Genomic DNA, 23,669 nt, shown 5'->3' on the forward strand with positions numbered 1-23,669 from the left:
CTCAGCGTCCCTTCGCGTAGCGGGGGTCGAGCCGGTCGCGCAGCGCGTCGCCGAGCACGTTGAAGGCCATCACGACGGTGAGGATGGCCAGGCCGGGGAAGACGCTGACCCACCACATCGACAGGTCCTGGGAGCCGAGGGCGACCATGGAGCCCCACTCGGCGGCCGGTGGGCGGGGGCCCAGGCCCAGGAAGGAGAGCGCGGCGAGCAGCAGCACCGCGTTGCCGAGCTCCAGGGTGGCCAGCACGATCGCCGGGCCGATGCTGTTGGGCAGCACGTCGCGGCGCAGCGCGCGGACCGGGCCGACACCGAGCAGCCGCGCGGCGCTGAGGTAGTCGTCGCCGCGCATGCTGAGCACGGCGCTGCGGATGACCCGGGCGTAGACCGGCCAGGAGACGATGACCAGCGCGAGGACGGCGTTGCGGGTGTTCGGCCCGAAGGCGGCGGTCACCGCCATGGCCAGGATGATCTGCGGGAAGGCGAAGACCAGGTCGGTCAGCCGCATCAGCGCCTCGTCGGCGAACCGCCCGACGTATCCGGCGACCAGCCCGAGCAGGCCACCGATGAGCAGCGCCAGCGAGACGATGGCCAGGGCCAGCGGGATGGACAGCCGGGCGCCGTAGATGACCCGGCTGAGGATGTCGCGGCCCAGCGAGTCGGTGCCGAACCAGTGCGCCGCCGACGGTGAGGCGTACCCGTCGGCGCTCTGGGCGAGTGGATCGTACGGTGCGATGAGCGGGGCGAACAGCGCCACCAGCAGCCACCCGCCGAGGATGGTCAGGGCCGCCGCGGCGATCGGCTGCCGCCAGACCGGCCGGCTGGTCGGGCCGCCGCGCAGCCGGCCGAGCCAGCGACGCCGGGTCAGCGCCCGGTCCACCTTCGGGTCTCCGGCCACCGGGTCGGGTGCGATCATCGTCATGACAGGCGGATCCTCGGGTCGATGAGCCCGTACAGCAGGTCGACGGTCAGGTTGACCAGGGTGTAGACCAGCGCCACGAACAGGCTGACGCCGAGGATCGCGGGCAGGTCCAGGGCGGTGGCGCTGCGGTAGGCGTACTGGCCGAGGCCGGGCCAGCCGAAGATGCTCTCCACCAGCACCGTCCCGGACAGCAGCGAGGCGAAGGCCAGGCCGGAGACGGTGACCACCGGGACCAGGCCGGCGCGCAGCAGGTGCCGGCGCAGCACCACCCGGGTCGGCAGACCCTTGGCGTACGCGGCCCGGATGTAGTCCTGCTGGAGCACCTCCAGCATGGCGGAGCGGACGAAGCGCACCAGCAGCGCCACGGTCAGCGAGGTCAGCACCAGCACCGGCAGGACCAGGTGCTGGGCGGCGTCCCAGGCGACCGCCCACTGTCCGGCCAGGGCCGCGTCGACGGTGTACATGCCGGTGACGGTGGGCGGCGGGCTGAACCCGGTGGAGAGCCGCCCACCGCTGGGGGCCAGGCCGAGCTGGTAGAAGAAGACGTAGAGCACCACGAGGGAGAGCCAGAACGGCGGGGTGGAGAGGCCGAGCAGGGCACCGATCCGGACGAGATGGTCGGTGACCCGACCGTTGCGGACCGCCGCGAGCATGCCGATGCCGGTGCCGATCAGCAGCGCCAGCACCATGGTGGGGATGGCCAGCTCCATCGTCGCCGGCACGTACCGCACCAGGTCGTCCAGGACCGCCCGCCCGGTCTGCTGGGAGGTGCCCAGGTCGCCGTGCAGCAGGTTGCCCAGGTAGTGCAGGTACTGGGCCCAGAGCGGCTGGTCCAGCCCCCACTTCTCGCGGAAGGCGGCAACCGTGGCCGGGTCGTTGAGCGCCTGGTCGGACAGGTTGGCGGTGACCGGGTCTCCGGGTACCACGTTGACCAGCCCGAACGTCACCACCGTGACGCCCAGCAGCAGTCCGGCGGTGATCGCCAGCCGCTTGGCCAGGAAGGCCAGCAGCGGGTGCGTGCGTCGCGGCCGGGGCCGGGACGCGGTCGTGGTGACCGCGCCCGGCTCGCCGTTGTGGAGCGTCGTCATCTGGTGCGGCTACCTGCGACCGACCGCGGCCACGTCGACCTGCCAGCCGGCGGCGGAGTAGTCCGCCCCGGTCAGGTCGGCGGTCGCCACCACGGTGGAGGAGTTGCTGGCCAACACGATGTACGGCGACGACTGGTTCATCAGCCGCTGCCATTCCTGCATCGCGGTGGCCCGGGCGGCCAGGTCGAGGGTCTCGGTGACCTGCTCGCCGGCGGCCACGACGGCCGGGTCGGCCCGCTGCACGGTCCAGCCCGAGCGCAGCGCGGTGGCCTGGCCGGGCGCCATGTTGTTGATCAGTGAGTCGGCGACCGGGTAGTTCAGGCTCTGCGGGGTGAAGCCCAGGGGCGACTTCCCGCCGCGCATCTCGTCCAGGAAGGTGGTCAGCGGCTGCGGGTTCAGCTCCAGCGTGATGCCGGCCTCGGCGGCGTCGCCCTGCACCTTGGTGGCCACGGTGCCGAGATCCACCCCCTTGTAGGTGATCGCCGGGTAGTTGAACGTGACCGTCGGGTTGTCCAGCCCGGCCTCGGCGAGCAGCGCCTTGGCCTTCGCCACGTCCCGGGTGGACGCCTCGCCCTCCGGCAGGGTGCCGGGGAAGGCGGGCGCGACCAGGCCGGCGCCGGGTGCGGCGCCCTCGCCGTACAGGGCGGCGATGCCCTGGTAGTCGATGGCGGCGCGCAGCGCCTGGTTGAACTTCGCGTTCGAGGTCACCGCGGACACGGCCGGGTCGGCGTTGAGGAAGAGGAAGTAGACGGTGTCCTGCACGCCGGAGGTCTGCAGGCTCTCGGGCAGGCCGTCGAGCAGTTTGCCGGAGATGTCCAGGGAGATCTCGGCGGCCTCCGCGCGCTGCATGGTCAGCTTCTGGGTCTGTACGTCCATGTTGCGCAGCACCACCCGGTCGAACTGCGGCTTGTCGCCCCAGTAGTTCGGGTTGGCCTCCAGCACCACCTGCGCCGACGGGTCGTAGGACTTCAGCACGTACGGGCCGCTGCCGATGGAGTTGGTGTCCAGGTACTGCTGCGCGGTGTCGCCCTGCGCGGCGTCCTCGCCGTCCTTGGCGCCGTTCTCCTGGGCGACCTTGGCGTTGATCACGCCGGTCGACGGCATCGCCAGCACGACCGGCACGTTCGGGTTGGGCGTGGCCGAGGTGACCACGACGGTGCTGTCGTCGGTCTTGCTGACGCTCAACTCGCTGACGGTGACCGCCGGGCTGCCCTTGATGTTCTTCAACCGGTTCAGCGAGAAGACCACGTCGTCGGCGGTCAGCGGGCTGCCGTCGGAGAAGGTCACGCCGGAGCGCAGCTTGAAGGTGAAGGTCGTCGCGTCCGCCGACGCCTCGTACGACTCGGCGAGCGCGGGGACCGGCGTACCGACGTCGGAGCCCTCGAACGTGACCAGGGTGTCGTAGAGGGCGTGCACGGCGGTCAGGCCGGTCGCCTCGTAGACGCGGCCGGGGTCGAGGGTCTTGAGGACGAACGACGTGTTCACGGTGAGGGTCGTGGCCGCACCACCGTTCGCGTTTCCACCGCCGCCACCTGCGGTGCAGGCGGTGGTGGAGATGATGGCCAGCGTCGCCAGAGCGAGTGCTCCGGCGCGGAGCCGGCGGGGGGACACCGACATGCTGTTCCTACCTTCGTATGGCGCGGCTCGCTACGCGGGGTCCGCGGGGGCATCGACGGCCCGGCGGCACCACCACCGGTCGGGCCCTCGGGCCGGTGACGGTGTCTCGGGTTTTCGGGGTGCGTCCGGTTTTCGGGTGCGTCGGTTTCAGAACTGTGTCGTCGCAGGGTTGGATGTAGGCCGGGCTCGCGTTCGTCCGGTTCATGCCCGGACGCAGCGTGTCTACCAGTACCAAACAACGCCGGCCTCTTGTTTGACCACCCTAAACAGGCCCGTGTAGTTTGGTCAAACATTTTCAGCCACACTGTTTCGGAGCGAGGACCCCCATGCTCGGTGACCGACTGCGCGATCTGCGCCAGCAGCACTCCCTCACGCTGCGGCAGCTCGCCACAGCAGCCGACGTGTCACCCGCGCTGCTCAGTCAGATCGAGAACGGCGCGACCGACCCGAGCCTGTCCACCCTGCGAAAGCTCGCCCGGGTCTTCGACACGTCCATCGCCGAACTGTTCTCCGAACCGGAAGCGCCACCCGTACACATCAGCCGGGTCGGCACCCGGAGCCTGCTGACCGCACCCCCCGGCCAAATCACCTACGAGCGGCTCACCCCGGGCCGGGGCGACCTGGAGGTGCTCCAGGCCAATCTCGCCCCCGGTGACGCCAGCTCGGCTGAACCCTGGGCGCATCCCTCCACCGAGTGCGCCATCATCGTCAGCGGCGAGGTCGTCGCCGAGATCGGCGGCGAGTCGTACGCCCTCTGCGCCGGCGAGGCCGTCACCTTCGACTCGCGCCTGCCCCACCTCTACCGCAACGCCAGCGCCCAGCCGGCCCACCTCGTCATCGCGGTCACCCCACCCACCCCGTAACAGCGGCCCGCCCGGCGGCCCCCCGGCACAGCGGGAAGCGCCCACCCCCGGTGTGGGGTGGGCGCTTCTCGTGCGTCTGGGTCAGGGCCGCTCGGACCGGCCGGGTCAGGGCCGCTCGACGGCCCGGGCGACGAACGCCCGCCACGCCGCCGGAGCGAAGACCAACGCCGGGCCGGCCGGGTCCTTCGAGTCGCGTACCCCGACCACACCGGACACGTTGTCGGCCACCTCGACGCAGTCGCCGCCGTTGCCGCCGCTCTTGCTGCTCTTGCGCCATCGCGCGCCGGTCAGGTCCATGATGCCGCCGCTTCTCTCAACAGGTCCAGAGTCCGCCCGCGGGGAAGCGCCTCGCCGCGGATGCGTTCCCACCGCCGCTCCAGGTTAACAAGGTCCGACGGCTGGTCCAGGATCTGCGCCCGCGCCGGACCGTCCACATGCGCCACCCGCTTGCCGTCCGGCATGTCCGCGATGACGAACGGCCCGTCCAGGCCGGGATAGCTGGGCGCGTCGGCGGGCACCACGTGCAGTTGCAGGCTCGGCAGATCGGCGCAGGTCAGCAGGTGCGCGAGCTGGGCCGCCATCAGCGCCCGGTCGTCGCCCACCCGCCGGCGCAGGACCCCCTCGTCGAGCACCGCGACCAACAGGGGCCCACGCTCGCGGTGCAGGATCGCCTGCCGGCTGAGCCGCGCGGCGACGAGATCGTCGGCGGCCTCGGCCGTCAGCACCCCGCCGACCAGCGTCGCCCGGGCGTAACGCCTCGGTCTGCAACAGGCCCGGCACCCAGGCCAGCTGAAACGCGCGCAGAGTCGTGGCCTCGCGTTCGATGTCGACCCAGGGTCGGAACCAGACCGGTTCTCGCCGCCGGACGATGTCCGGCCAGAGCGCGTCGACATCCTGCTCAAGCAGGTCTGCGACCGTGGCGCGATGCCGACCTTGCGGGTCGCGTCCCACCTGGCGCTGCCGGGCGTGCGGCAGCGCCTGGCCGTGCGGTCCGGCGAAGCTGAACCTGCTCGCCGAGTACGGCACTCGGCGGACCGACCTGCTGGTCTACCTGGCGACCCGGTGGGAGGAGGCGGTACGGCAGCTCACCGACGCGGACTCCGGCGTGCGCGCGCAACAGCTGCACGACCGGTTCACGGCCTGGGTACCGACGCGCCCGCCGCACCCGGCATCCTCACCGGGGCAGGGCGGGGGACGGGTCAGACGAAGAAGCCGGCGCGCAGGTTGATGCCATGCTCCAGCCACGCTTTGAGGCAGCAGAGCATGCTGGTCCAGCCCTCGCAGTTGCCGTACGACGCGCGCTGGCCCGCTGGCGTGGGGCGCCAGCCCTCCTCGGCGATGGTGACCAGGGTGCGGTCCTCACCCAACGCCTCGAACTCCATGGTGACGGTCGTCGAGTAGGCCGCACCCGCGACCGGCGTGTCCGCCGTGGACTGCGCGCCGTCGGCCGCCTCCCAGCGCAGCACGATCCGCCGATCCTGCTCGACCTCGACCACCTCGACCGGAAACGCCCCCGGGAAGTCGGCGAAGTCCCAGGTGACGGTGGCACCGGTGACCAGCCGGCCCTTCGCGCCGCCGGTGGTGAAGTACCGCGAGAGCTGGTCCGGGTCGGCCACCGCCTCGAACACCTCGCGTACCGGACGGCTGATCCGCCCGGCGATCTTGAAACGCAGGTCCACGGTGATCTCCCCTCGCCGACATGTTGTATCTTTATAACATGTCGTCGCGCCGTGGTCAGTCACCGGAACCAGACCCGGTCGACGAGGACGGCGTCTTCAAGGCGCTGGCGTCGCCGACCCGGCGGCGGATCCTCGACCTGCTGAAGGACCACGCCCGCACCACGGGCGACCTCTGCGAACTCATCCCCGAGCTGGACCGGTGCACGGTGATGCAGCACCTCCGAGTCCTCGAGACCGCCGGCCTGGTCATCGCCCAACGCAAGGGCCGCGAGCGGTGGAACCACCTCGACCCGCTGCCGATCAAGCACATCCACGACCGCTGGATCGGCGAGTACGCCAGCGCCGCGGTCGGCATGCTCGCCACCCTCAAGACCGAGCTCGAAGGTCGGCCGCCCGAGTAGGGACGGCGCGGCACCGGCCGGCAGAACCTCTCCAACCACCTGGGCTGCCTGCGCGGCTGCGGCCTGGTCGTGGCGGTCCCGGAAGCCGCCGCTCCCGTTACGAACCGGCCGATCCCCGGCTCGCCCACCAAGGAACGCCGAGACGCCTGGCGAGGCGACGCCTGCTGCGCCCCCCAGCACCGTCGGCCCGCCGCCCGCCGAGCGTCGGCAGCCCACTGCCAACAGTCTTGACAGTTACCTACGACATCGACAAACTTCGTCGGGAGAGCGCTCTCACCGTCCGACCTCCCGCGATGCCGCGCATCGCCCCACCCCCAAGGAGGAATCCATGGCACGAGCGCCACGAACCCTCAGCGCGGCCGTCGCCGCTCTCCTGATCGCCGGCCTGTTTCCCGTCGCCGCCCCGTCGGCCGCCCTGGCGGGCGAGCCCGCCGGCTCCCCCGGCGCGACCGGCGACGCCGCGCCGGCCACCGAACTCGCTCCCGAGATGCTCCGGGCGATGCGCCGCGACCTCGGGCTGACCGACGCGCAGGTGGCCACCCGGCTCCGCGTCGAGGCGAGTGCCGCGAGCGTCGAGCGGCGTCTACGGGCCCGGCTCGGCACCGCGTTCGCCGGCGCCTGGATCCCGCCCGGCGGGCACCGCCTGACCGTGGCGGTCACCGATCCGGCGCTCGCCGCCGTCGTGCGCGCCGAGGGCGCCGAGGTCACCACGGCCGCCCGCAGCGAAGCCACCCTGGACGCGACCAGGAGGACCCTCGACCGGTACGCCGCCAAGGCGGACCCGGACGCCATCCACGGCTGGCACGTCGACGTGGCGACCAACCAGATCGTGGTGACCGCCGGGCAGCAGGCCACCGCCGAGGCGACGAAGTTCGTCGCCGCCACCGGGGTCGACGCAAAGCTGGTCCGGATCGTCGAGTCCGCCGAGGCCCCCCGAATCCGCTACGACATCCGGGGCGGGGACCAGTACGTGATCAACGGCAACACCCTCTGCTCCGTCGGCTTCGCCGTACACGGCGGCTTCGTCACCGCCGGACACTGTGGCGGGGTCGGCAGCCCGACGCTCGGCTACAACAACGTCGCCCAGGGCAGCTTCGCCGGCTCGACCTTTCCCGGCCGCGACTACGGCTGGGTCCGCACCAACAGCAACTGGACCCCGCAGCCGTGGGTGAACAACTACTCCGGCGGCAACGTGGCGGTCGCCGGTTCCCAGGACGCCGCGGTCGGCAGCTCCGTCTGCCGCTCCGGTCGGACCACCGGTTGGCGGTGCGGGACGTTGCTCGGGCGCAACCAGACCATCAACTACCAGCAGGGGGCCGTGCACGGGCTGAGCCGCACCAACGCGTGTGCCCAGGGCGGCGACTCCGGTGGCGCCTGGCTCAGCGGCAACCAGGCCCAGGGCGTCACCTCCGGCGGCTGGGGCAACTGCACCTCCGGCGGTGAGACCTGGTTCCAGCCGGTCAACGAGATCCTCGGCGCGTACGGGCTCACCCTGGTCACCACCGGTGGTGGCGGCGGGAACCGGATCATCAGCAACTGGAACAACAAGTGCATCGACGTGCCCGACGCCAACTTCGCCGACGGCGTACCGCTGCAGACCTGGACCTGCAACGGCACCTCGGCGCAGTCCTGGAGCTTCGTCAACGGCACGCTGCGTACCCAGAACAACATGTGCATGGACGTGGCCTGGGGATCGCGGGACAACGGCGCGACGATCCAGATCGCGACGTGCAGCGGCAACGCGGCCCAGCAGTTCGTGCTCTCCGGCGCGGGTGACCTGGTCAACCCGCAGGCGAACAAGTGCGTCGACATCGGCGGGTGGGTCGACGCCGACGGTGCCCGCCTGGTGACCTGGGAGTGCCTGGGCGGCGCGAACCAGAAGTGGCGGCGCGGCTGACGCCGGACGACACGGGCCGGCCCACCGCAGATCCGATGGGCCGGCCGGGTGCCGTCAGTCGATGACGATCAGTTTCCGGCGGGCGCCGGGCCGTTGTCGTTGAACCGGAAGCTGCTCGTCGGTGCGGCGTCGCCCAACTCCTCCAGGATCAGACCGGAATCCCGGGAGAACCGCAGGTACGCCGAGTTGTTGCTGATCAGGAATCCCTCGTCGGCGGTGGCCGCGGTGATGGTGAACTGTTGCCGCGACTCGCCCTCCTTGCAGGCGGCCCCCTCCACCACCAGCGACTGGCCGTTACCCGGATTCAGCACCTGCCAGCAGACCGGCTCGCCGGTGCCGGGGCCACCACCGGCCCCCCGGTACGACCTGATCAGATATTCCGGCCCGTCCAGCGGGGTCGGCACGAACAGCTGCCGGCCGCTGTCGTCGTCGACCTCGGCCAGCCCGTCGTCGGTCAGGGACAGCCCCGACTCGAACCCGTCGACCCGGGTGATGGTGACCTGCCGCGTGCCCGACAACACCGCCGGGGTCGCCGCAGCCGACCCGGTGGGCGTGGGCGTCGCGCTGGTCGTGGCGCTGGTGACGGGCGTACCGGTCGGTGTCGGAGAGGCGGAGACGTCATCGGGGGATGTCGTCTCGCCGCAGGCTCCGGTCGAGACGGCCAGTACCACCAGACCCGCGCCGGCGAACCATCTACGCATCGACATTCTCCGCTCCTCATCCTGGCCTGGGTGCCGCCGATCGCAGCATCGGCGCACCGCCCCCACGGCCGTCCTCGTGGATCCACGTACCCGGGTGGCAACGCGGATATGCGACGCCCCTCAGCCAGATCACTTACGAACGGCTCACCTGACCATCGCGGGCATCCCACCCATCCCAGGCCGGCGCACCCCCGTTGACCGGGAGGTTCAAGCTTTTCACAAGGATCACTGCCGATAGCGCCACCTACCGTCTGAGCCATCGCCTCGGGTCGTCCATCCGGAACGACCCACCAGCCTGGTGCGGCCCCGCGACCAATCCTGGAGGCCCACCAGATCGCTCACGGGAGGAATCATGAAACGTCTAGCAGGGATGGTGGCGCTGGTGGCCGTCCTCATCGTCGGTGGCGGGTGGGCTGTGCCGGCCCAGGCTGCCCCGATCGCCGCCGCCGCGAACTGCCCGACGGTCAGGGCGCTCGGATCGACGGCCACGCCGACGTGGGTGGCCAAGTCGCCGAGGGCACCGGTCTGGAGCGGCCCGGCCTCCGCGTGCGACGTCATCGACTACGTGGACTTCCACACCGTCGTCTACATGTGGTGCAGCTGGTTGAACCCGTCGACCGGCAACTGGTGGACCTACACCAACTGGGGCTGGATCTACAACGGCAATCTCGCGGGCGGACTCGACGACGACCGGTGCCGGACCTGGTGACGGCCGACGCAGGCATGCGGGGACGGTAGCTGCCACCTCATCCGGACGGGGGCGGGGCACCTGCGGGATCAGGTGCCCCGCGGGCGGGTCGGTCAGCGCAGGAAGTCGCCGACGGCCCGCCCAAGCTGAGTCAGTCCCGGTTCCTCGACGGGCAGATGGCCGGCCTGCTCCAGCAGCACCAGTTGTTTCGGGGCGGCGATGCGGTCGAAGAACGGACGGCTCAGCTCGACCGGTGTCCAGCGGTCGGCCGCCGGGTGGGTCATCAGCACCGGGCAGGCGGTGAACCTGTCCGGTTCGACCGGCGGAGCCCAGGACAGGAAGGTACGCAGGAAGCGGAGCGTGACGCGGTTTCCGCCGCCGGACGGGTCCGCTCTCACCAGCGCGTTCAGGTCGGGGTCGTTGCTCATCGCCGCCATGTTCGCCACCCAACGCATGGGAATGGGCAGCGCATCCAGCCCGCGCAGCCGGCCCAGCATCGACGGACCGGCGCGGCCCATGACCGGCAGCCGGGTCATCCGCATCCGCACGGTCACCTCGCGCGGGTCCAGCAGGCAGGTCACGACCAGTCCGGCGAGGTTGCCGCCCGCGGCCACCGAGTAGGCCAGCATGCCGCCGATGCTGGCGCCGAACAGGAACACCGGGCGGCCGTCGCGGGCCTGCTCCGCCGCGACGAGGTCGGTGACACAGTCGATCCACTCCTGGTAGCTGACCGGCCGGTTTCCCGCACTGGTCAGGCCGTAGCCGATCAGGTCCGGTGCGAGCACCTCGACCGGTGACTCGCGGGCCAACAGGCGGGCGTACGGGGCGAGCATCCGTCCGTACCCGCCCGCGCCGTGCAACAGCACGACCTTCGTGGGAGCCTCCGGCGCGGCCAGTCGGTCCAGATGGATGTCCGTCCCACGCCATCGCCACCACTCTTCGGTCGGGGCGTTGTCGAGGTCGCAGCGCAACCCCGGCGGGTAGAACGCCTGGTAGTCGAGCCACCTGGTGACGCCCTGGTAGCTACGCCGTCGAGGTTCCATGGCCCGCCCCTGCCCTCCGCATCGCGTCCGACCGCCGTCCATATCGCACACCAGCGCACGCGATCCTGCTGACCCTGACCCTCGGCGACTCGCCACTACCCGTCGATCGCTTTCTTTCACGCTTATTGCCGTCATCTTTCGGTAAGCCGTTTGAGTATTGCGTACGCGTGTCGGCCGCTGGCATGATGACCGCCAATTCCTCCTCCCCGGAAGGAGTGGTCGGCATGGCGCTCACCCGCCGTACCCTGATCGGGTCCATCGCGGCCGGCTCCGCGCTCGCCGCACTCGGCGACGCGCTGCCGACCGGCACACCGGCCCAGGCGGCCAGCCCGCCCGGCGACGTGGTCGGCAAGATCACCGTCGGTTACCAGGGTTGGTTCAGCTGCCCGGGCGACGGCGCACCGATCGGCGGCTGGTGGCACTGGAGCCGGGACCGGTTCCAGCCGCCGTCGCCGAACAACACCACGATCGTGTCCTGGCCGGACATGCGGGAGTACGCGCACAGCTACCCCACCGCGTACCCGAACCTCGGCAACGGCCAGCCCGCGACGCTCTTCTCCTCCTACGACCAGCAGACGGTGGACACCCACTTCCGCTGGATGCAGGAGCACGGCTGCGACACGGCCGCGTTGCAGCGGTTCAACCCGTTCGGCGACGAGGGACCGACCCGCGACGCGATGGCGGTGAAGGTCCGCGGCGCGGCAGAACGCTTCGGCCGCAAGTTCTACATCATGTACGACGTCACCGACTGGACCGCGATGCAGTCGCAGATCAAGCAGGACTGGACGACGAAGATGTCGGCGTACACCGCCTCGGCGGCGTACGCCCGGCAGAACGGCAAGCCGGTCGTCTGCATCTGGGGCTTCGGCTTCAACGACCCCGGTCGGCCGTTCACTGCGGCGCCCTGCCTCGACGTGGTCAACTGGTTCAAGGCACAGGGCTGCTACGTCATCGGCGGCGTGCCCACCTACTGGCGGCAGGGCATCAACGACTCCCGGGCCGGTTTCTCCGAGGTCTACCACGCCTTCGACATGATCTCGCCGTGGATGGTCGGGCGTACCGGCACCCTCGCCGGACTGGACGACTTCCACACCAACGTCAACGTCCCCGACCTGGCCGACTGCGCCGCCAACGGCATCGACTACCAGCCCTGCGTGATGCCGGGTGACCTGTCGGCCGGGCACCGCCGGCACGGCGACTTCTACTGGCGGCACCTCTACAACATGATCCGGCTCGGCGCGCAGGGTCTCTACGTGTCGATGTTCGACGAGTACAACGAGGGCAACCAGATCGCCAAGACCAGCGAGACGCAGGCGAGCACCCCCGCCGGGGTCGGCATCCGCGCGCTCGACGAGGACGGCACCTTCTGCTCCGCCGACTACTACCTGCGGATCACCGCCGACGGCGGCCGGATGCTCAAGGGACAGCTCGCGCTCACCCCGGTACGGCCGACCTCACCGGTGACCGGCGGCGGGTCGCCGCCCACCGGCAACCTGGCGGCCGGCCGCCCGGCAACGGCGAGCAGCCAGAACGGCCCGTTCACGGCCGCCAACGCCGTCGACGGCAACGGCAGCAGCTACTGGGAGGGCACCAACAACGCCTTCCCGCAGTGGTGGCAGGTGGACCTCGGCGGCGGGTACCCGGTCAACCGGGTCGTGCTCGCCCTGCCGTCCGGGTGGGAGGCCCGTACCCAGACGCTGTCCGTACAGGGCAGCGCCGACGGTGCCACCTTCGCCACACTGGCCGCGGCGGTCGGCGTCCGGTTCGACCCGGCGACCGGCAACACCGCCACCGTCACCGTGCCGGCCACGACCGTCCGCCACCTGCGGGTCACCGTCACCGGCAACACCGCCTGGCCCGCCGCCCAACTGGCCCAGGTCGAGGTGTACGCGACCACCGGCACACCCGACCCACCGGTCCAGACCGACCTGGCGCGCAGCCGGCCGACCGCCGACAGCAGCCACGTCCAGAGCTACGGCAGCGGGAACGTCGTCGACGGCGACCCCGGCAGTTACTGGGAGAGCCTCGGCAACGCGTTCCCCCAGTGGGTGCAGGTCGACCTCGGCACGGCCAGCACGGTCGGCCGGGTCGTGCTCCGGCTGCCGCCGTCGGCGGCCTGGCAGACACGTACCCAGACCTTGTCGGTGCTGGGCAGCACGGACGGCACGGCCTGGACCACGCTCGTCGCCGCCGCCGGCCGGGTGTTCGACCCGGCGACCGGCAACCAGGTGTCACTGGCCCTCACCGCCACCGCTGCCCGCTACGTCCGCGTCCGGTTCACCGGCAACACCGGCTGGCCCGCCGGCCAGCTCGCCCAGTTCGAGGTCTACTCCGCCTGACCGCGCCGACCGGCCGCACCACCCTTGTCACCTGCGCCCCGCGGTCCGCTGGACCGCACCGTCGGACCGGTACGCGAGCGCCCAGCGGTCCAGGTTGACATAGGCCCAACCGAGTAGAGATGAGTCGCCCGATGAACCGAGACATCCGCCCGGCCCGGCCGCGCTGGCACCGGCCGGTGACCGCCGCCGTGACGGCGCTGGTCACCGCGGTGGGGATCCTGGCCGCCCCACCCGCCGGCGCCGTCGGCAAGCCCGGCAGGCCGGCACCCGCACCGGTGGTCACCCGGGCCGCCCTCGACCCGGCCCTGGTCGCCGGCCGGGGCGCCAAGGTCGCCTTCCTTGAGCAGGAGGCGGAGAACGCGCTGACCAACGGAGAGGTCATCGGCCCCGACCGGACCGCGTACACGCTGCCGTCCGAGGCCTCCGGCCGGCGAGCGGTGAAGCTGCTGCCCGGCCAGCACGTCGAGTTCGTCCTGCCGGCGGCGGCCAACGCGATCACCGTGCGCTACAGCATCCCGGACGCGCCCACCGGCGGTGGCATCACCGCGCCGCTGGACGTCGCGGCCAACGGCAAGCGCCTCCGCACGATGACGCTGACCTCGCAGTACGCCTGGCTCTACAACCAGTACCCGTTCACCAACGACCCGAACGCCGACCTGCTGCACCCGGACTGGTGGATCACCGAGTGCTCCTGCGTGCCGGCGGAGACCACCCCGTACCCGAGCATCAGCAAGCCGTTCCGGCCCAGCCACTTCTACGACGAGCAGCGGCTGATGCTCGGACGCAGCTACCGGGCCGGCGACCGGATCCGGCTCACCGTGCCGGCCGGCAGCAACGCCGCCTGGACGGTCATCGACCTGCTCGACTCCGAACTGGTCGGCCCGCCCCGGGTGTGGACCCGCGCCGCGAACGTGTTGACCTTCGGTGCCGATCCGACCGGCCGCCGCGACGCCGCCCCCGCCATCGAGCGGGCGATCGCCCACGCCAAGCGCAAGAAGCTGCCGGTCTACCTGCCGCCGGGCACCTACCAGGTCAACCGGCACATCACGGTCGACGACGTGACGATCAAGGGCGCTGGCAACTGGCACACGATCATCAGGGGTCGCGAGGTGGCCCTGCCCACACCCGCCCCCGACGGCTCGGTGCACACCGGCGTCGGCTTCTACGGCCGGGACGCCGCCGACGGCGGCAGCCGCAACGTCCACCTCTCCGGTTTCGCCATCTCCGGTGACGTGCGCGAACGAATCGACACCGACCAGGTCAACGGCGTCGGCGGGGCGTTCGACGACTCCACCTTCGACGGACTGCACATCCGGCACACCAAGGTCGGCATCTGGCTCGACGGTCCGATGCGCAACGTGCGGATCACCAACAACATCATCGTCGACCAGATCGCGGACGCGCTGAACTTCCACACCGGGGTCACCGACTCGTTGGTGGCCAACAACTTCGTCCGCAACACCGGCGACGACGGCCTCGCGATGTGGTCGGAGGCGACCGCGAACGCCCGCAACACCTTCGACCGCAACACGGTGCAGTCGCCGGTGCTGGCCAACGGCATCGCGATCTACGGCGGGACGGACAACACCGTCTCGAACAACCTGATCGCCGATCCGGTACGCGAGGGGAGCGCCATTCAGGTCGGCTCCCGCTTCGGTGCGGAACCGTTCACCGGACATCTGCGGATCACCAACAACACCACCGCCCGGGCGGGCACGTACGAGCTGAACTGGAACATCGGTCTCGGCGCGATCTGGCTCTACGCGCTGGACCGCAGCATCGACGCCCGGATCGAGGTGACCGGGGACGCCTACCTGGACAGCACCTACAACGCCATCATGCTGGTCAGCGAGTGGGGGGTGAAGGACCTCTACTCGATCAGCAACGTGCACTTCCGGGACATCCGGGTGGACGGCACCGGCACCTCCGTGGTGAGCGCCCGTACCGCCGGCTCCGCGTCGTTCCAGAACGTGGACGCCCGACACGTCGGCGCGGTCGGGGTCAACAACTGCGGGTCGTTCGGCTTCACCCCGGCCGGTTCCGAGTTCCGCCTCACCGACCGGGGCGGCAACGACGGTGGCTGGCTCGCCGACTGGCAACTGCCGAACACCATCACCTGCGACGACCGCCCGCCGGTCGTGCCGCCGCCTCCGCCGGCCCGGTGGTGACGCTGACGATCACCCGCGTGACGTACGGTGAGACGATGACGGACATCGTGGCGACGATCCGCACCGTGTGCCTGGACCTGCCCGAGGTGAGCGAACGCCTGAGCCACGGGACCCCCGCCTGGTTCATCCGTGGCAAGAAGTCCTTCGCGCAGGTCTGGCCGGACGGCCACCACCAGAACGAGTTCCCCCACCTGTGGTGCGCCGCACCGCCCGGCTCGGCCGTCGAGCTGATCGCGGCCAGCCCGGAGACGTACTTCCGGCCCCCCTATGTGGGGCATCGGGGCTGGGTCGGCGTACGCCTCGACACCGGCATCGACGAGACCGAACTCGCCGAGGTCATCGAGGACGGGTACCGGACGGTGGCACCGGCCACCCTGCTCGCCCGGTTGGACGCGGCCTCGCCGACGCAGTGACCCGCTGCGGGCCCGACCAACCGGTCGGGCCCGCAGGGATGTCAACGCGTCACTGGAAGGACACGTCGTCCAGGTAGAAGCTGTCGGTGCCCGACGCCGTCTCGACGTAGAGGCGGGCGTTGGACAGTGTTCCGCTCCACGACACCGTTGCCGTGCCGGTGAGCTGCGTCCAGCCGTTCGCGTTCGCCGTCGCCGCCGGCGTCAGCTGGACGTAGTTGGTGGTGCCGTTGGCGGTGAGCGCCAGGGTCGGCCGCACCGAGGGGGTGCCGCTCTCCGACCGCACCCAGAGCGTGGTCGTGTACGTCCGACCGCTGGTCAACTTCGAGGTCATGTCCTGGCTGGGGCCGTTCCACGAACCGGTACGCCCGGTGTGCAGCAGCGACCGCGAGCCGCTGCGTACGACGCTGGTGTTGGACGACAGCGTGCCGCTGCCGAACACCGTCCACCCGGTCGTGCCGCTCTCCATGTTGCCGTTCGTCACCAGGTTCCCGCTGGTGGCGCCGGTGGCGAACCGCCAGTTGTTGATGTTGAGCAGGTAACCGCTGCCGCCGGTGAAGCGCAGGTACAGGTCGCGGGTACCGGTGGCGCCGCTGACGTTGCAGGTGGTGTTGGTCCAGTTCTGCCAGCCGCCGGTGCCGGTGACGGCGCAGGTGCCGACCAGTGGGCCGGTCGCGCTGTCGAGACGCAGCTCGATGTTGCCGCCGCTGGTGCCCGAGGCGACCCGTGCCGTGAAGGACGAGGCGCCGGTGCCGAAGGCCACGCCCTTGACCCGGATCCAGTCGCCGTTCTCGATGAAGCCGACGTTCATCCCGCCCTCGCTGGACGCCTCGGTCTCGATGCCGTTGGCCCAGTCGATGGTCTCGGCCTCCTGTGTGACGTACGGGTTGAGGGTGCCGACCTGGGGTGGGCCGGCGGTGGTCATGTTCATCTGCGGGATCGACCCGTCGGCGTTGTAGGAGAACCGTTCCACCGCGACCGACCGGGTGTAGCCACCACCACCGGGCAGCGCGCCGTTGTGGTAGAAGAAGTACGAGTTACCGGCGAAGTCGATGACGCCGGGATGGTTGGTGAAGCTACTTCCCTGCCGTGGCATGACGGTGCCCCGGTAGGTCCACGGGCCGGTCGGGCCGGGCGCGGTGGAGTAGCCGATGAACTCCGAGCAGCATTCCGCAGCGAAGACGTTGTAGTAGACGCCGTTCCGCTTGTAGACCCACGGGCCTTCCTCGTAGAGCGTCGGCCGGCTCGAGTTCCCGGTGCGGGTGCCGAATCCCGCCGTGGTCAGCGGGATCTGTGTCAGGCCGCCCGAGTAGGAGATCATGTCGGCGTTCAGCCGCACGTACCACAGGTTCGGGTTGCCCCAGTACAGGTATGCCTGGCCGTTGTCGTCGATGAACGCGTGCGGGTCGATCTCGGCGTTGCCCAGCAGCGGCCGGCCGAGCGCGTCCCGGAACGGTCCGGTCGGCGAACTCGACACCCCGACACCGATGACCATCTGCCCGTTCGACCGCTGCCGCACCGGCACGTACCAGTAGAACTGGCCGTTGCGTTCGATGACGTGGCCGGCCCAGGCGTTCGCGTCCGCCCAGCTGAACGTGCCGAGGTTCATCGGTACGCCGTGGTCGGTCCAGTTCACCATGTCCGCCGACGAGAAGACCCGCCACTCGTTCATGGTGAAGTACGTCGAGCCGTCCTCGTCGCGCCCGGTGTACATGTACACCCGGCCGTTGTGGACCAGCGGCGCCGGGTCGGCGGTGTAGACGTGCTGGACGAGGGGGTTGTCCGCCTTGGCCGGTGCGGCGAAGAACGTCACCAGCATCAGCGGAACCAGCAACCAGGCGAGCCCTCGCCTGGATCTGACGCTGCTCAGCAGCGGGGATGCGAAGTTCACAATGGACTCCTGTGGTGGTGGTCCGCTCGCGAGGGCACAGTGAATCGGGACGTGACTGCTGCGGCGAGCGGCAGGGAGGTGGTCACCCGGTGGGTGTGCGCGATCGGTCGGATCCTCGACGGGGCGAGTCCGGCGCCACCGGTGGACGGTGACCTGAGGTCGAGTCGGCGTACCGGCGCACAGCGGTTGCCACGGCCTCGATTTCCGGTGGCGAGGGAGCAGTGATGTTAGCGTGAACATCAACTCACCGGCGCCTCCCCTCGGATGCCGACACCCCCAGGGCCACCCGACGCGCACGGCGTCCCTAGTCGGCGCCTACACCTCGCCCTGGTCGAGCTGAACGCGAGGCCAACAGCCCGGGAGGCGGAGCGAACGCCCCTGCACTCCCTGCCGGCAAGCTAACATGTGAGCGATCACATGGACAAGGACGAATTGATTCGGCCAGCCGACCGGGGCCGGGCCTCAGGGCGTCCGTGAGAGATCGGCATCGGGGCGTGGGGGGCTCGTCCGGCCAGCACCTCAGGCCAGCGACAGGAAGAGCTTCTCCATCTGCTCCAGGTTGGCCTTCTGGTCCTCCCCGGGGTCGCCACTGACGCACTGCTGTAGACCGCTGGCGATGATCTTGAAGCCGGCCCGGTCCAGCGCACGCGACACGGCCGCGAGCTGGGTCACCACCTCGGCACAGTCGCGCCCCTCTTCGAGCATGCCGATGACGCCCCGAATCTGACCCTCGGCACGGCGGAGCCGCTTGACCACATCACCGACCGCATCATCGTCGACCTGCACCTCTTACCCCTCTCCACGTCACAGCCCAACGGTACACCGGGGGGTATGCCCCGACCTTCGGCTTCGCCCGGCAAGGGCACGCCCGCCCCGCCGTTTCGCCTCTGTTGTCCGGTTGGCCGGACAACCATACCGCCCGACACCTCCGTCGACGCCCGGCCGTTTGCAGATGTCCGTTCGTTCGTACATACTCGGAACCAGATACCCCCGGGGGTATACGAATCACCGCTGAACTGGACCGACGCAGCTACGGATGGAGTGTTCCGTGAACCCCAAGAACAGTTCGCCGACCATCGACGTGCCCACCGCCCGAGCCCTGCTCGCCAACAACCCGGACGTGCTGATCGTCGACGTACGCACCCCCGGCGAGTTCGAGACCGCCCACGTCCCCGCCTCGATCAACCTGCCGCTGGAGCAGGTCGACGCGCATCTGGGGCAGATCGTCAACGACGCCGGCGGGCGGATCCTGCTGATGTGCCAGTCCGGCACCCGGGCCGCCCAGGCCTGCACCAGCCTGGCGAACGCCGGCCTCGGCGGCGCCACCGTCATCACCGGCGGCATGAACGCCTGGATCACCGCGGGCGCCCCCGTCGAGCGTGGCCGCGAGCGGTGGAGCCTGGAGCGCCAGGTCCGCCTGGTCGCCGGCGGCATCGTCCTGCTCTCCGTCGTCGCCAGCATCTGGGTGCCGGCGGCACGGTTCGTGGCCGGCTTCGTGGGTGCCGGCCTGACCTTCGCCGCCCTGAGCAACACCTGCGCGATGGGTGCGCTGCTGTCCCGGCTGCCGTACAACCGTGGGGCCGGCTGCGACGTCGACCGCTCCCTCGCGCGACTGCGCAACGAGAGGCAGGAGGCGTGAACGGTACCGGCTACCCCCGGCCGGACCGCTCCGGACCGGCCCGGGTGGTGCCGCTGCTGGGGTGGCTGCGCCACTACGAGCGGGCCACCCTGCGCCATGACCTGATCGCCGGCCTGACGGTGGCGGTCATGCTGGTACCCCAGAGCATGGCCTACGCCGCGCTGGCCGGCATGCCGCCGGTGACCGGCCTCTACGCCTCGATCGTGCCGCTGCTGGTCTACGCGCTGCTCGGCACCTCCGGTTCCCTCGCGGTCGGACCGGTGGCCATCACCGCGCTGATGACCGGCGCCGCGCTGGCCCCTCTCGCCGACGGCGACCCCACTCGCTACGCGGCGCTCGCCGGCCTGCTCGCCCTCCTGGTCGGGGTGATCCAGGTGTTGATGGGCGTGCTGCGCCTCGGCGTCCTGGTCAACTTCATGTCCCACTCGGTGCTGTCGGGCTTCACCTCCGCCGCCGCGATCGTCATCGCGGCAAGCCAGGTGAAGGACCTGCTCGGGCTCGACGCCGGCCGGGCGGAGACCTTCCCGGAGATCGCCGGATCGCTCTGGCGCTCGGCGACCACCGTGCACGGCGTGACGGTCCTCGTCTCGCTGGTCAGCGTCGCCGGCCTGGTGCTGCTGCGCCGGTACGTGCCGAAGCTGCCCGGCGCCCTACTCGTGGTGGCCGGCGTCACCGTGGTCAGCGCGGCGTTCTCCCTCGGCACCCGCGGTGTGGAGATCCTCACCGAGGTCCCCGGCGGATTGCCGGCTCCCGCCCTGCCGACCCTGGCCGGTCAGGACGTCCGGGCGCTGCTGCCCGCCGCCGTGGCGATCGCGCTGGTGGCCTACATGGAGGGCATCGCCGTGGCGAAGGCCCTCGCGGCACGGACCCGCCAACACGTCAACCCCAACCAGGAACTGACGGCGGTCGGTTCGGCCAACGTCGCGGCCGGGATCTTCCAGGCGTTCCCGGTGGCCGGCGGCTTCTCCCGCAGCGCGGTGAACTTCTCCGCCGGGGCACGCACACCGCTGGCCACCGTGTTCACCGCACTGATGGTGGCACTCACCGCCCTGTTCCTGACGCCCGCCTTCCACCACCTGCCCAAGGCCGTGCTCGCCGCCATCGTGGTGGTGGCGGTGCTCGGTCTGATCGACCGGAGGGCCGCGGTCACCGCGTGGCGGACCCGCCGGTCCGACGGCCTGACGCTCGCTCTCACCTTTCTGGTCACTCTGATGTTCGGTGTCGAGCCCGGTCTGGCGGCCGGCGTGGCGTTCAGCCTCTCGGTATTCCTGTGGCGATCCGCCCGCCCGCACCTGGCCGAACTCGGGCGCGTACCGGACACGGACACGTACCGCAACCTGGACCGTTACGCCGGCCTGGTCACCGACCCACGGATCGCGATCGTCCGGGTGGACGGTCCGCTGTACTTCGCCAACGCCCAACTCCTGGAGGATCGGCTGCTCGCCCTGGCCGAGCAGCGGGACGCGCTGGAGGCGGTCGTACTCGACGCGAGCGCGATCAGCGACACCGATGTCGACGGCGCCCACGCGGTCGCCGAACTGCACCAACGCCTCGCCGCGCGGGGCGTGGCGCTGCACCTGGCGACCGTCCGGGGACCGGTGCGGGACCTGCTCGCACGGGCAGGCGTGTGGCAGCCGGTGTACGCGGCCGGCCACGTACACCGGGACGTCACCGCCGCGCTCGCGGCAGTCGGTGGGCCACCGGGGCCGGCGGCCGGTCCGCAGGTCGCGCCCGCATCCGTCCCGCAGGAGGTGCTGTAGCCGTGCCCGACCGGTTCGCCACCATGCTCACCTGCATCGACGGGCGCATCCAGCGTCCGCTCGACAGATGGGTACGAAGCCATCTCGACGTCGACTACCTCGACACGATCACCGAGCCCGGGCCGGAGGCCGTGGTGGCCACGACCGGTGAGTCGCGGCTGGACGCCCTCCTGGAGAAGGTACGGATCTCCCAGCGGGCCCACGGCAGCGAGACGCTGGTCATCGCCGCCCACTCGGACTGCGCCGGCAATCCGGTACCCGTGGCCGAGCACCACCGCCAGCTGCGCGAAGGGCTGGCCCGGCTGGCCACTCGGCTGCCCGGCACCCGGATCCTCGCCGTGCACGCCGACCGGTGCGGCGATCGGTGCTGGGATGCCGAACTCGTCGCGGAGGTCGCACCGGCGTCCGCCGCACCCTAGCCGCATGCATACCCCCGGGGGTATACATGAAACAGAAGTCCAACGGTCGCAATCGCTGAGAAGGAGCTGGCAATGCTGTTCACCCAGTACTACCTCGACTGCCTGTCCCAGGCGTCGTACCTGATCGCCGACGACACCACCGGCCGGGCCGTCCTGGTGGATCCGCGCCGCGACATCGAGGAGTACCTCGCGGACACCCAGGCTCGCGGGCTGAGGATCGAGGGCGTCATCAACACCCACTTCCACGCCGACTTCCTCGCCGGCCACCTCGAGGTCGCCGCCGCGACCGGCGCCTGGATCGGCTACGGCCAGCGCGCCGAGACCGAGTACCCGATCCGCAAGCTGACCGACGGGGAACGGATCAGCCTCGGTGACGTGACCCTGCAGATCATGGAGACGCCGGGCCACACCCCCGAGTCGATCAGCGTGCTGGTCTACGAGCACGCCGACGATTCCGTCCCGTACGGGGTGCTGACCGGCGACGCGCTGTTCATCGGCGACGTCGGGCGACCCGACCTGCTCGCCTCACTCGGTGTGACCGCCGACGAGCTGGGCAGCATGCTCTTCGACAGCGTGCATCACAAGCTCATGAACCTGCCCGACGAGGTGCGGGTCTTCCCGGCCCACGGCGCGGGTTCGGCCTGCGGGAAGAACCTTTCGACGGAGCGCCAATCCACCATCGGTGAGCAGCGCCGCACCAACTACGCCTGCGCCCCGATGAGCGAGGAGCAGTTCGTCACGCTGGTCACCGGCGGCCAGCCGGCGGCACCCGGATACTTCGCCTTCGACGCGGTGCTCAACCGCAAGGCCCGCGATCTGTTCGACCACGCCCGGCCGGCACGCCCGCTCGGGCCCGCCGAGTTCCTCGCCGCCCGCGCCGCGGGCGCCGTCGTGGTCGACACCCGCGATCCGCACGAGTACGCCACCGGGCACGTCCACGGCGCGATCAACATCCCCGCCGACGGCCGGTTCGCCGAGACCGCCGGCAGCGTCGTCGCGCCCGACCAGACCATCCTCGTGGTGGCCGAACAGGACCGCGAGGAGGAGATCGTCGTCCGGCTCGCCCGGATCGGCTTCGACCACGTCGCCGGTTACCTGCGGGACCCCGAGCACGCCTTCCTTGAGATGGTCGCCGAACTGACCCGGGCCAGTCGGGTCACCGCCACCGACCTGAGCGAGGCGCTGGCCCGTACCGAAGCGCCACGCGTGCTCGACGTCCGCAACGCCGGCGAACGCGACCAGGGTGCCATCGACGGCTCGCTGCACATCCCGCTGGCCGAGCTGCCCCGGCGGCTGGACGAGGTGCCCGACGACCGGCCCATCGTCGTTCACTGCGCCGGGGGCTACCGCTCCTCCGTCGCGGCCAGCCTGCTGCGCCAGGCCGGCCGGACCGACGTGTCGGACCTGCTCGGCGGCTACGGCGCCTGGCAGACGTTGCGGCAGCCCACCCCGGCAGCCTGAGCACCAGCCGGGCGGGCGTGGCCAGTCGGACGCCAGCCACGCCCGCCCGGCCGAACCGCGCGCTTAGACCGCCCGCTTAGTCGGCGCCAGACGGGGTCCGCGAGGTCGGCGCCAGACGGAGTCGGCACCCATCGGGCCGTCCCGGCAGGTTGCGACGTCAGGGGACGCGCGCCCCGTCGTCCAGGTCGGCGAGGAGCGCGGCCGGCGCGCGCATCCGCCAGGCGTCGGTGACCAACTCGTCGAGCCGGTCGACGGAGACCTCGGCCAGCCGCAGCATGACCAGGGGCAGCCCCTGGTATCCGGGCGTGGTGAAGAAGAGATCAGGCTCGCCGAGCAGCAGTGCCTGCTTCTCGGCCTCGTCGCCGACGTAGAGCACCGCGATGTCGGTGCGGATGACCCGCGGCCTGCCGGGTTGACGCTCCGGATAGGACCAGACGAACCCCTTGTCGGCGACCCGGAAGTCGAAGCCGTCACTGTCGATCTCCGCCGCGTGTGGCAACGCCAGGGCCAGGCGACGGACGTCCTCGGCATCAGCCACCGAAACTCCCCCGGGTCAACGACTGCGGCATGCCGACAGATTAGTCACCGGGTCCGACATCGTCCGGTGACCAACCACCGCGGCGGCCGAACCCGACCGCGTGGTGACTGGCCGGTACCGACAATCCTTCGGGTACCGCCGTGACCAG

22 protein-coding genes and 2 pseudogenes are annotated in these 23,669 nt (G+C 70.8%); 12 read left to right on the top strand and 12 right to left on the bottom strand.

The genetic code is table 11. The annotated features are described in order from the left end of the window. Position 1: 1 nt before the first annotated feature. Genes BMY89_RS07475 through BMY89_RS07485 form a run of 3 tightly spaced genes read right to left on the bottom strand, consistent with a single transcriptional unit; the run spans position 2 to position 3,624 of the window. The gene (locus BMY89_RS07475; protein WP_092376969.1) at positions 2-919 is read right to left on the bottom strand and encodes an ABC transporter permease; all 918 of its coding nucleotides are present in this window, start codon (positions 917-919) and stop codon (positions 2-4) included. Beyond that, positions 916-2,007 carry an ABC transporter permease gene (locus tag BMY89_RS07480; protein WP_175510319.1) on the bottom strand — a complete coding sequence of 364 codons (1,092 nt, stop codon included), beginning with the start codon at positions 2,005-2,007 and terminating at the stop codon, positions 916-918. Before BMY89_RS07480 ends, BMY89_RS07475 begins: the two co-directional genes overlap by 4 nt. Positions 2,008-2,016: 9 nt before the next feature. After that, positions 2,017-3,624, bottom strand: a complete 1,608-nt coding sequence (locus tag BMY89_RS07485) for an ABC transporter substrate-binding protein (protein ID WP_092376972.1) — start codon at positions 3,622-3,624, stop codon at positions 2,017-2,019. A 326-nt stretch (positions 3,625-3,950) separates the two neighbouring features. Between BMY89_RS07485 and BMY89_RS07490 the strand changes: the two genes are divergently transcribed. Further along, complete coding sequence (locus BMY89_RS07490; RefSeq protein WP_092376977.1) at positions 3,951-4,487, top strand: helix-turn-helix domain-containing protein; 537 nt, start codon at positions 3,951-3,953, stop codon at positions 4,485-4,487. A gap of 105 nt (positions 4,488-4,592) precedes the next feature. Here the strand turns inward: BMY89_RS07490 and BMY89_RS07495 are convergent, their stop codons facing one another. The 4 genes and pseudogenes from BMY89_RS07495 to BMY89_RS07510 form a co-directional block, all read right to left on the bottom strand. After that, positions 4,593-4,784 (bottom strand): DUF397 domain-containing protein, encoded by a 192-nt coding sequence (locus BMY89_RS07495; RefSeq protein WP_092376980.1) that lies wholly within the window; start codon positions 4,782-4,784, stop codon positions 4,593-4,595. Next, entirely contained in the window at positions 4,775-5,068 is a 294-nt protein-coding gene (locus BMY89_RS31515; protein WP_408631991.1) for a Scr1 family TA system antitoxin-like transcriptional regulator, read from the bottom strand. Before BMY89_RS31515 ends, BMY89_RS07495 begins: the two co-directional genes overlap by 10 nt. Before the next feature lie 124 nt (positions 5,069-5,192). Next, positions 5,193-5,513: pseudogene (locus BMY89_RS31520) on the bottom strand (Scr1 family TA system antitoxin-like transcriptional regulator); the annotation flags it as partial. Positions 5,514-5,686: 173 nt separating this feature from the next. After that, entirely contained in the window at positions 5,687-6,166 is a 480-nt protein-coding gene (locus BMY89_RS07510) for an SRPBCC family protein (protein ID WP_092376983.1), read from the bottom strand. 38 nt (positions 6,167-6,204) lie between these two features. On the opposite strand from BMY89_RS07510, the gene BMY89_RS07515 reads away from it, so the two are divergent. The 3 genes and pseudogenes from BMY89_RS07515 (at position 6,205) to BMY89_RS07525 (ending at position 8,464) form a co-directional block, all read left to right on the top strand. Beyond that, positions 6,205-6,567, top strand: coding sequence for an ArsR/SmtB family transcription factor (locus BMY89_RS07515; protein WP_092376986.1), 363 nt, complete (start codon positions 6,205-6,207; stop codon positions 6,565-6,567). A 9-nt stretch (positions 6,568-6,576) separates the two neighbouring features. Then, positions 6,577-6,692 (top strand): annotated as a pseudogene (locus BMY89_RS07520) (transcriptional regulator); the annotation flags it as partial. Positions 6,693-6,895: 203 nt separating this feature from the next. Further along, positions 6,896-8,464: a ricin-type beta-trefoil lectin domain protein gene (locus tag BMY89_RS07525; RefSeq protein ID WP_092376988.1), complete on the top strand. Its 1,569-nt coding sequence runs from the start codon at positions 6,896-6,898 to the stop codon at positions 8,462-8,464. Positions 8,465-8,532: 68 nt separating this feature from the next. Here the strand turns inward: BMY89_RS07525 and BMY89_RS07530 are convergent, their stop codons facing one another. Next, on the bottom strand, positions 8,533-9,171 hold the full coding sequence (locus BMY89_RS07530; protein ID WP_092376991.1) for a hypothetical protein: 639 nt from the start codon (positions 9,169-9,171) through the stop codon (positions 8,533-8,535). 346 nt (positions 9,172-9,517) lie between these two features. Between BMY89_RS07530 and BMY89_RS07535 the strand changes: the two genes are divergently transcribed. Next, a complete protein-coding gene (locus BMY89_RS07535; protein ID WP_139217918.1) occupies positions 9,518-9,874 on the top strand; it encodes a hypothetical protein in 357 nt (118 codons plus the stop codon). 92 nt (positions 9,875-9,966) lie between these two features. Here the strand turns inward: BMY89_RS07535 and BMY89_RS07540 are convergent, their stop codons facing one another. Beyond that, positions 9,967-10,896 carry an alpha/beta hydrolase gene (locus tag BMY89_RS07540; RefSeq protein ID WP_092376997.1) on the bottom strand — a complete coding sequence of 310 codons (930 nt, stop codon included), beginning with the start codon at positions 10,894-10,896 and terminating at the stop codon, positions 9,967-9,969. A gap of 224 nt (positions 10,897-11,120) precedes the next feature. Here BMY89_RS07540 and BMY89_RS07545 point away from each other — a divergent pair, with 224 nt between their 5' ends. The 3 genes from BMY89_RS07545 (at position 11,121) to BMY89_RS07555 (ending at position 15,816) form a co-directional block, all read left to right on the top strand. Further along, complete coding sequence (locus tag BMY89_RS07545; protein WP_092377557.1) at positions 11,121-13,235, top strand: glycoside hydrolase family 99 protein; 2,115 nt, start codon at positions 11,121-11,123, stop codon at positions 13,233-13,235. Between the two features lie 131 nt (positions 13,236-13,366). Continuing rightward, a complete protein-coding gene (locus BMY89_RS07550) occupies positions 13,367-15,403 on the top strand; it encodes a glycosyl hydrolase family 28-related protein (protein ID WP_092377000.1) in 2,037 nt (678 codons plus the stop codon). Between the two features lie 35 nt (positions 15,404-15,438). After that, on the top strand, positions 15,439-15,816 hold the full coding sequence (locus tag BMY89_RS07555) for an MmcQ/YjbR family DNA-binding protein (RefSeq protein ID WP_092377560.1): 378 nt from the start codon (positions 15,439-15,441) through the stop codon (positions 15,814-15,816). Positions 15,817-15,865: 49 nt separating this feature from the next. Here BMY89_RS07555 and BMY89_RS07560 read toward each other — a convergent pair whose 3' ends face one another. Next, positions 15,866-17,632, bottom strand: coding sequence for a family 43 glycosylhydrolase (locus tag BMY89_RS07560; protein WP_092377563.1), 1,767 nt, complete (start codon positions 17,630-17,632; stop codon positions 15,866-15,868). 591 nt (positions 17,633-18,223) lie between these two features. Then, a complete protein-coding gene (locus BMY89_RS07565; protein WP_092377003.1) occupies positions 18,224-18,490 on the bottom strand; it encodes a metal-sensitive transcriptional regulator in 267 nt (88 codons plus the stop codon). 262 nt (positions 18,491-18,752) lie between these two features. On the opposite strand from BMY89_RS07565, the gene BMY89_RS07570 reads away from it, so the two are divergent. The 4 genes from BMY89_RS07570 (at position 18,753) to BMY89_RS07585 (ending at position 22,983) form a co-directional block, all read left to right on the top strand. Then, a complete protein-coding gene (locus tag BMY89_RS07570; RefSeq protein WP_198413970.1) occupies positions 18,753-19,343 on the top strand; it encodes a rhodanese-like domain-containing protein in 591 nt (196 codons plus the stop codon). After that, positions 19,340-21,103 carry a SulP family inorganic anion transporter gene (locus BMY89_RS07575; RefSeq protein ID WP_092377009.1) on the top strand — a complete coding sequence of 588 codons (1,764 nt, stop codon included), beginning with the start codon at positions 19,340-19,342 and terminating at the stop codon, positions 21,101-21,103. Before BMY89_RS07570 ends, BMY89_RS07575 begins: the two co-directional genes overlap by 4 nt. Positions 21,104-21,105: 2 nt before the next feature. Then, a complete protein-coding gene (locus BMY89_RS30830) occupies positions 21,106-21,522 on the top strand; it encodes a carbonic anhydrase (RefSeq protein WP_232521110.1) in 417 nt (138 codons plus the stop codon). A gap of 72 nt (positions 21,523-21,594) precedes the next feature. Continuing rightward, positions 21,595-22,983, top strand: coding sequence for an MBL fold metallo-hydrolase (locus tag BMY89_RS07585; RefSeq protein WP_092377012.1), 1,389 nt, complete (start codon positions 21,595-21,597; stop codon positions 22,981-22,983). 157 nt (positions 22,984-23,140) lie between these two features. On the opposite strand, the gene BMY89_RS07590 is transcribed toward BMY89_RS07585, so the two are convergent. Next, complete coding sequence (locus BMY89_RS07590) at positions 23,141-23,521, bottom strand: MmcQ/YjbR family DNA-binding protein (RefSeq protein ID WP_092377014.1); 381 nt, start codon at positions 23,519-23,521, stop codon at positions 23,141-23,143. Positions 23,522-23,669 lie beyond the last annotated feature (148 nt).

It is taken from the genome of Micromonospora phaseoli (genome assembly GCF_900109115.1).
Classification (GTDB): Bacteria; Actinomycetota; Actinomycetes; order Mycobacteriales; family Micromonosporaceae; genus Micromonospora; species Micromonospora phaseoli.

Bases quoted from the DNA above. Each gene is read 5' to 3' on its own strand.
- BMY89_RS07475 (WP_092376969.1), bottom strand. From the start codon at position 919: ATGACGATGATCGCACCCGACCCGGTGGCCGGAGACCCGAAGGTGGAC.
- BMY89_RS07480 (WP_175510319.1), bottom strand. From the start codon at position 2,007: ATGACGACGCTCCACAACGGCGAGCCGGGCGCGGTCACCACGACCGCG.
- BMY89_RS07485 (WP_092376972.1), bottom strand. From the start codon at position 3,624: ATGTCGGTGTCCCCCCGCCGGCTCCGCGCCGGAGCACTCGCTCTGGCG.
- BMY89_RS07490 (WP_092376977.1), top strand. From the start codon at position 3,951: ATGCTCGGTGACCGACTGCGCGATCTGCGCCAGCAGCACTCCCTCACG.
- BMY89_RS07495 (WP_092376980.1), bottom strand. From the start codon at position 4,784: ATGGACCTGACCGGCGCGCGATGGCGCAAGAGCAGCAAGAGCGGCGGC.
- BMY89_RS31515 (WP_408631991.1), bottom strand. From the start codon at position 5,068: ATGGCGGCCCAGCTCGCGCACCTGCTGACCTGCGCCGATCTGCCGAGC.
- BMY89_RS07515 (WP_092376986.1), top strand. From the start codon at position 6,205: ATGTCGTCGCGCCGTGGTCAGTCACCGGAACCAGACCCGGTCGACGAG.
- BMY89_RS07525 (WP_092376988.1), top strand. From the start codon at position 6,896: ATGGCACGAGCGCCACGAACCCTCAGCGCGGCCGTCGCCGCTCTCCTG.
- BMY89_RS07530 (WP_092376991.1), bottom strand. From the start codon at position 9,171: ATGTCGATGCGTAGATGGTTCGCCGGCGCGGGTCTGGTGGTACTGGCC.
- BMY89_RS07535 (WP_139217918.1), top strand. From the start codon at position 9,518: ATGAAACGTCTAGCAGGGATGGTGGCGCTGGTGGCCGTCCTCATCGTC.
- BMY89_RS07540 (WP_092376997.1), bottom strand. From the start codon at position 10,896: ATGGAACCTCGACGGCGTAGCTACCAGGGCGTCACCAGGTGGCTCGAC.
- BMY89_RS07545 (WP_092377557.1), top strand. From the start codon at position 11,121: ATGGCGCTCACCCGCCGTACCCTGATCGGGTCCATCGCGGCCGGCTCC.
- BMY89_RS07550 (WP_092377000.1), top strand. From the start codon at position 13,367: ATGAACCGAGACATCCGCCCGGCCCGGCCGCGCTGGCACCGGCCGGTG.
- BMY89_RS07555 (WP_092377560.1), top strand. From the start codon at position 15,439: ATGACGGACATCGTGGCGACGATCCGCACCGTGTGCCTGGACCTGCCC.
- BMY89_RS07560 (WP_092377563.1), bottom strand. From the start codon at position 17,632: ATGCTGGTGACGTTCTTCGCCGCACCGGCCAAGGCGGACAACCCCCTC.
- BMY89_RS07585 (WP_092377012.1), top strand. From the start codon at position 21,595: ATGCTGTTCACCCAGTACTACCTCGACTGCCTGTCCCAGGCGTCGTAC.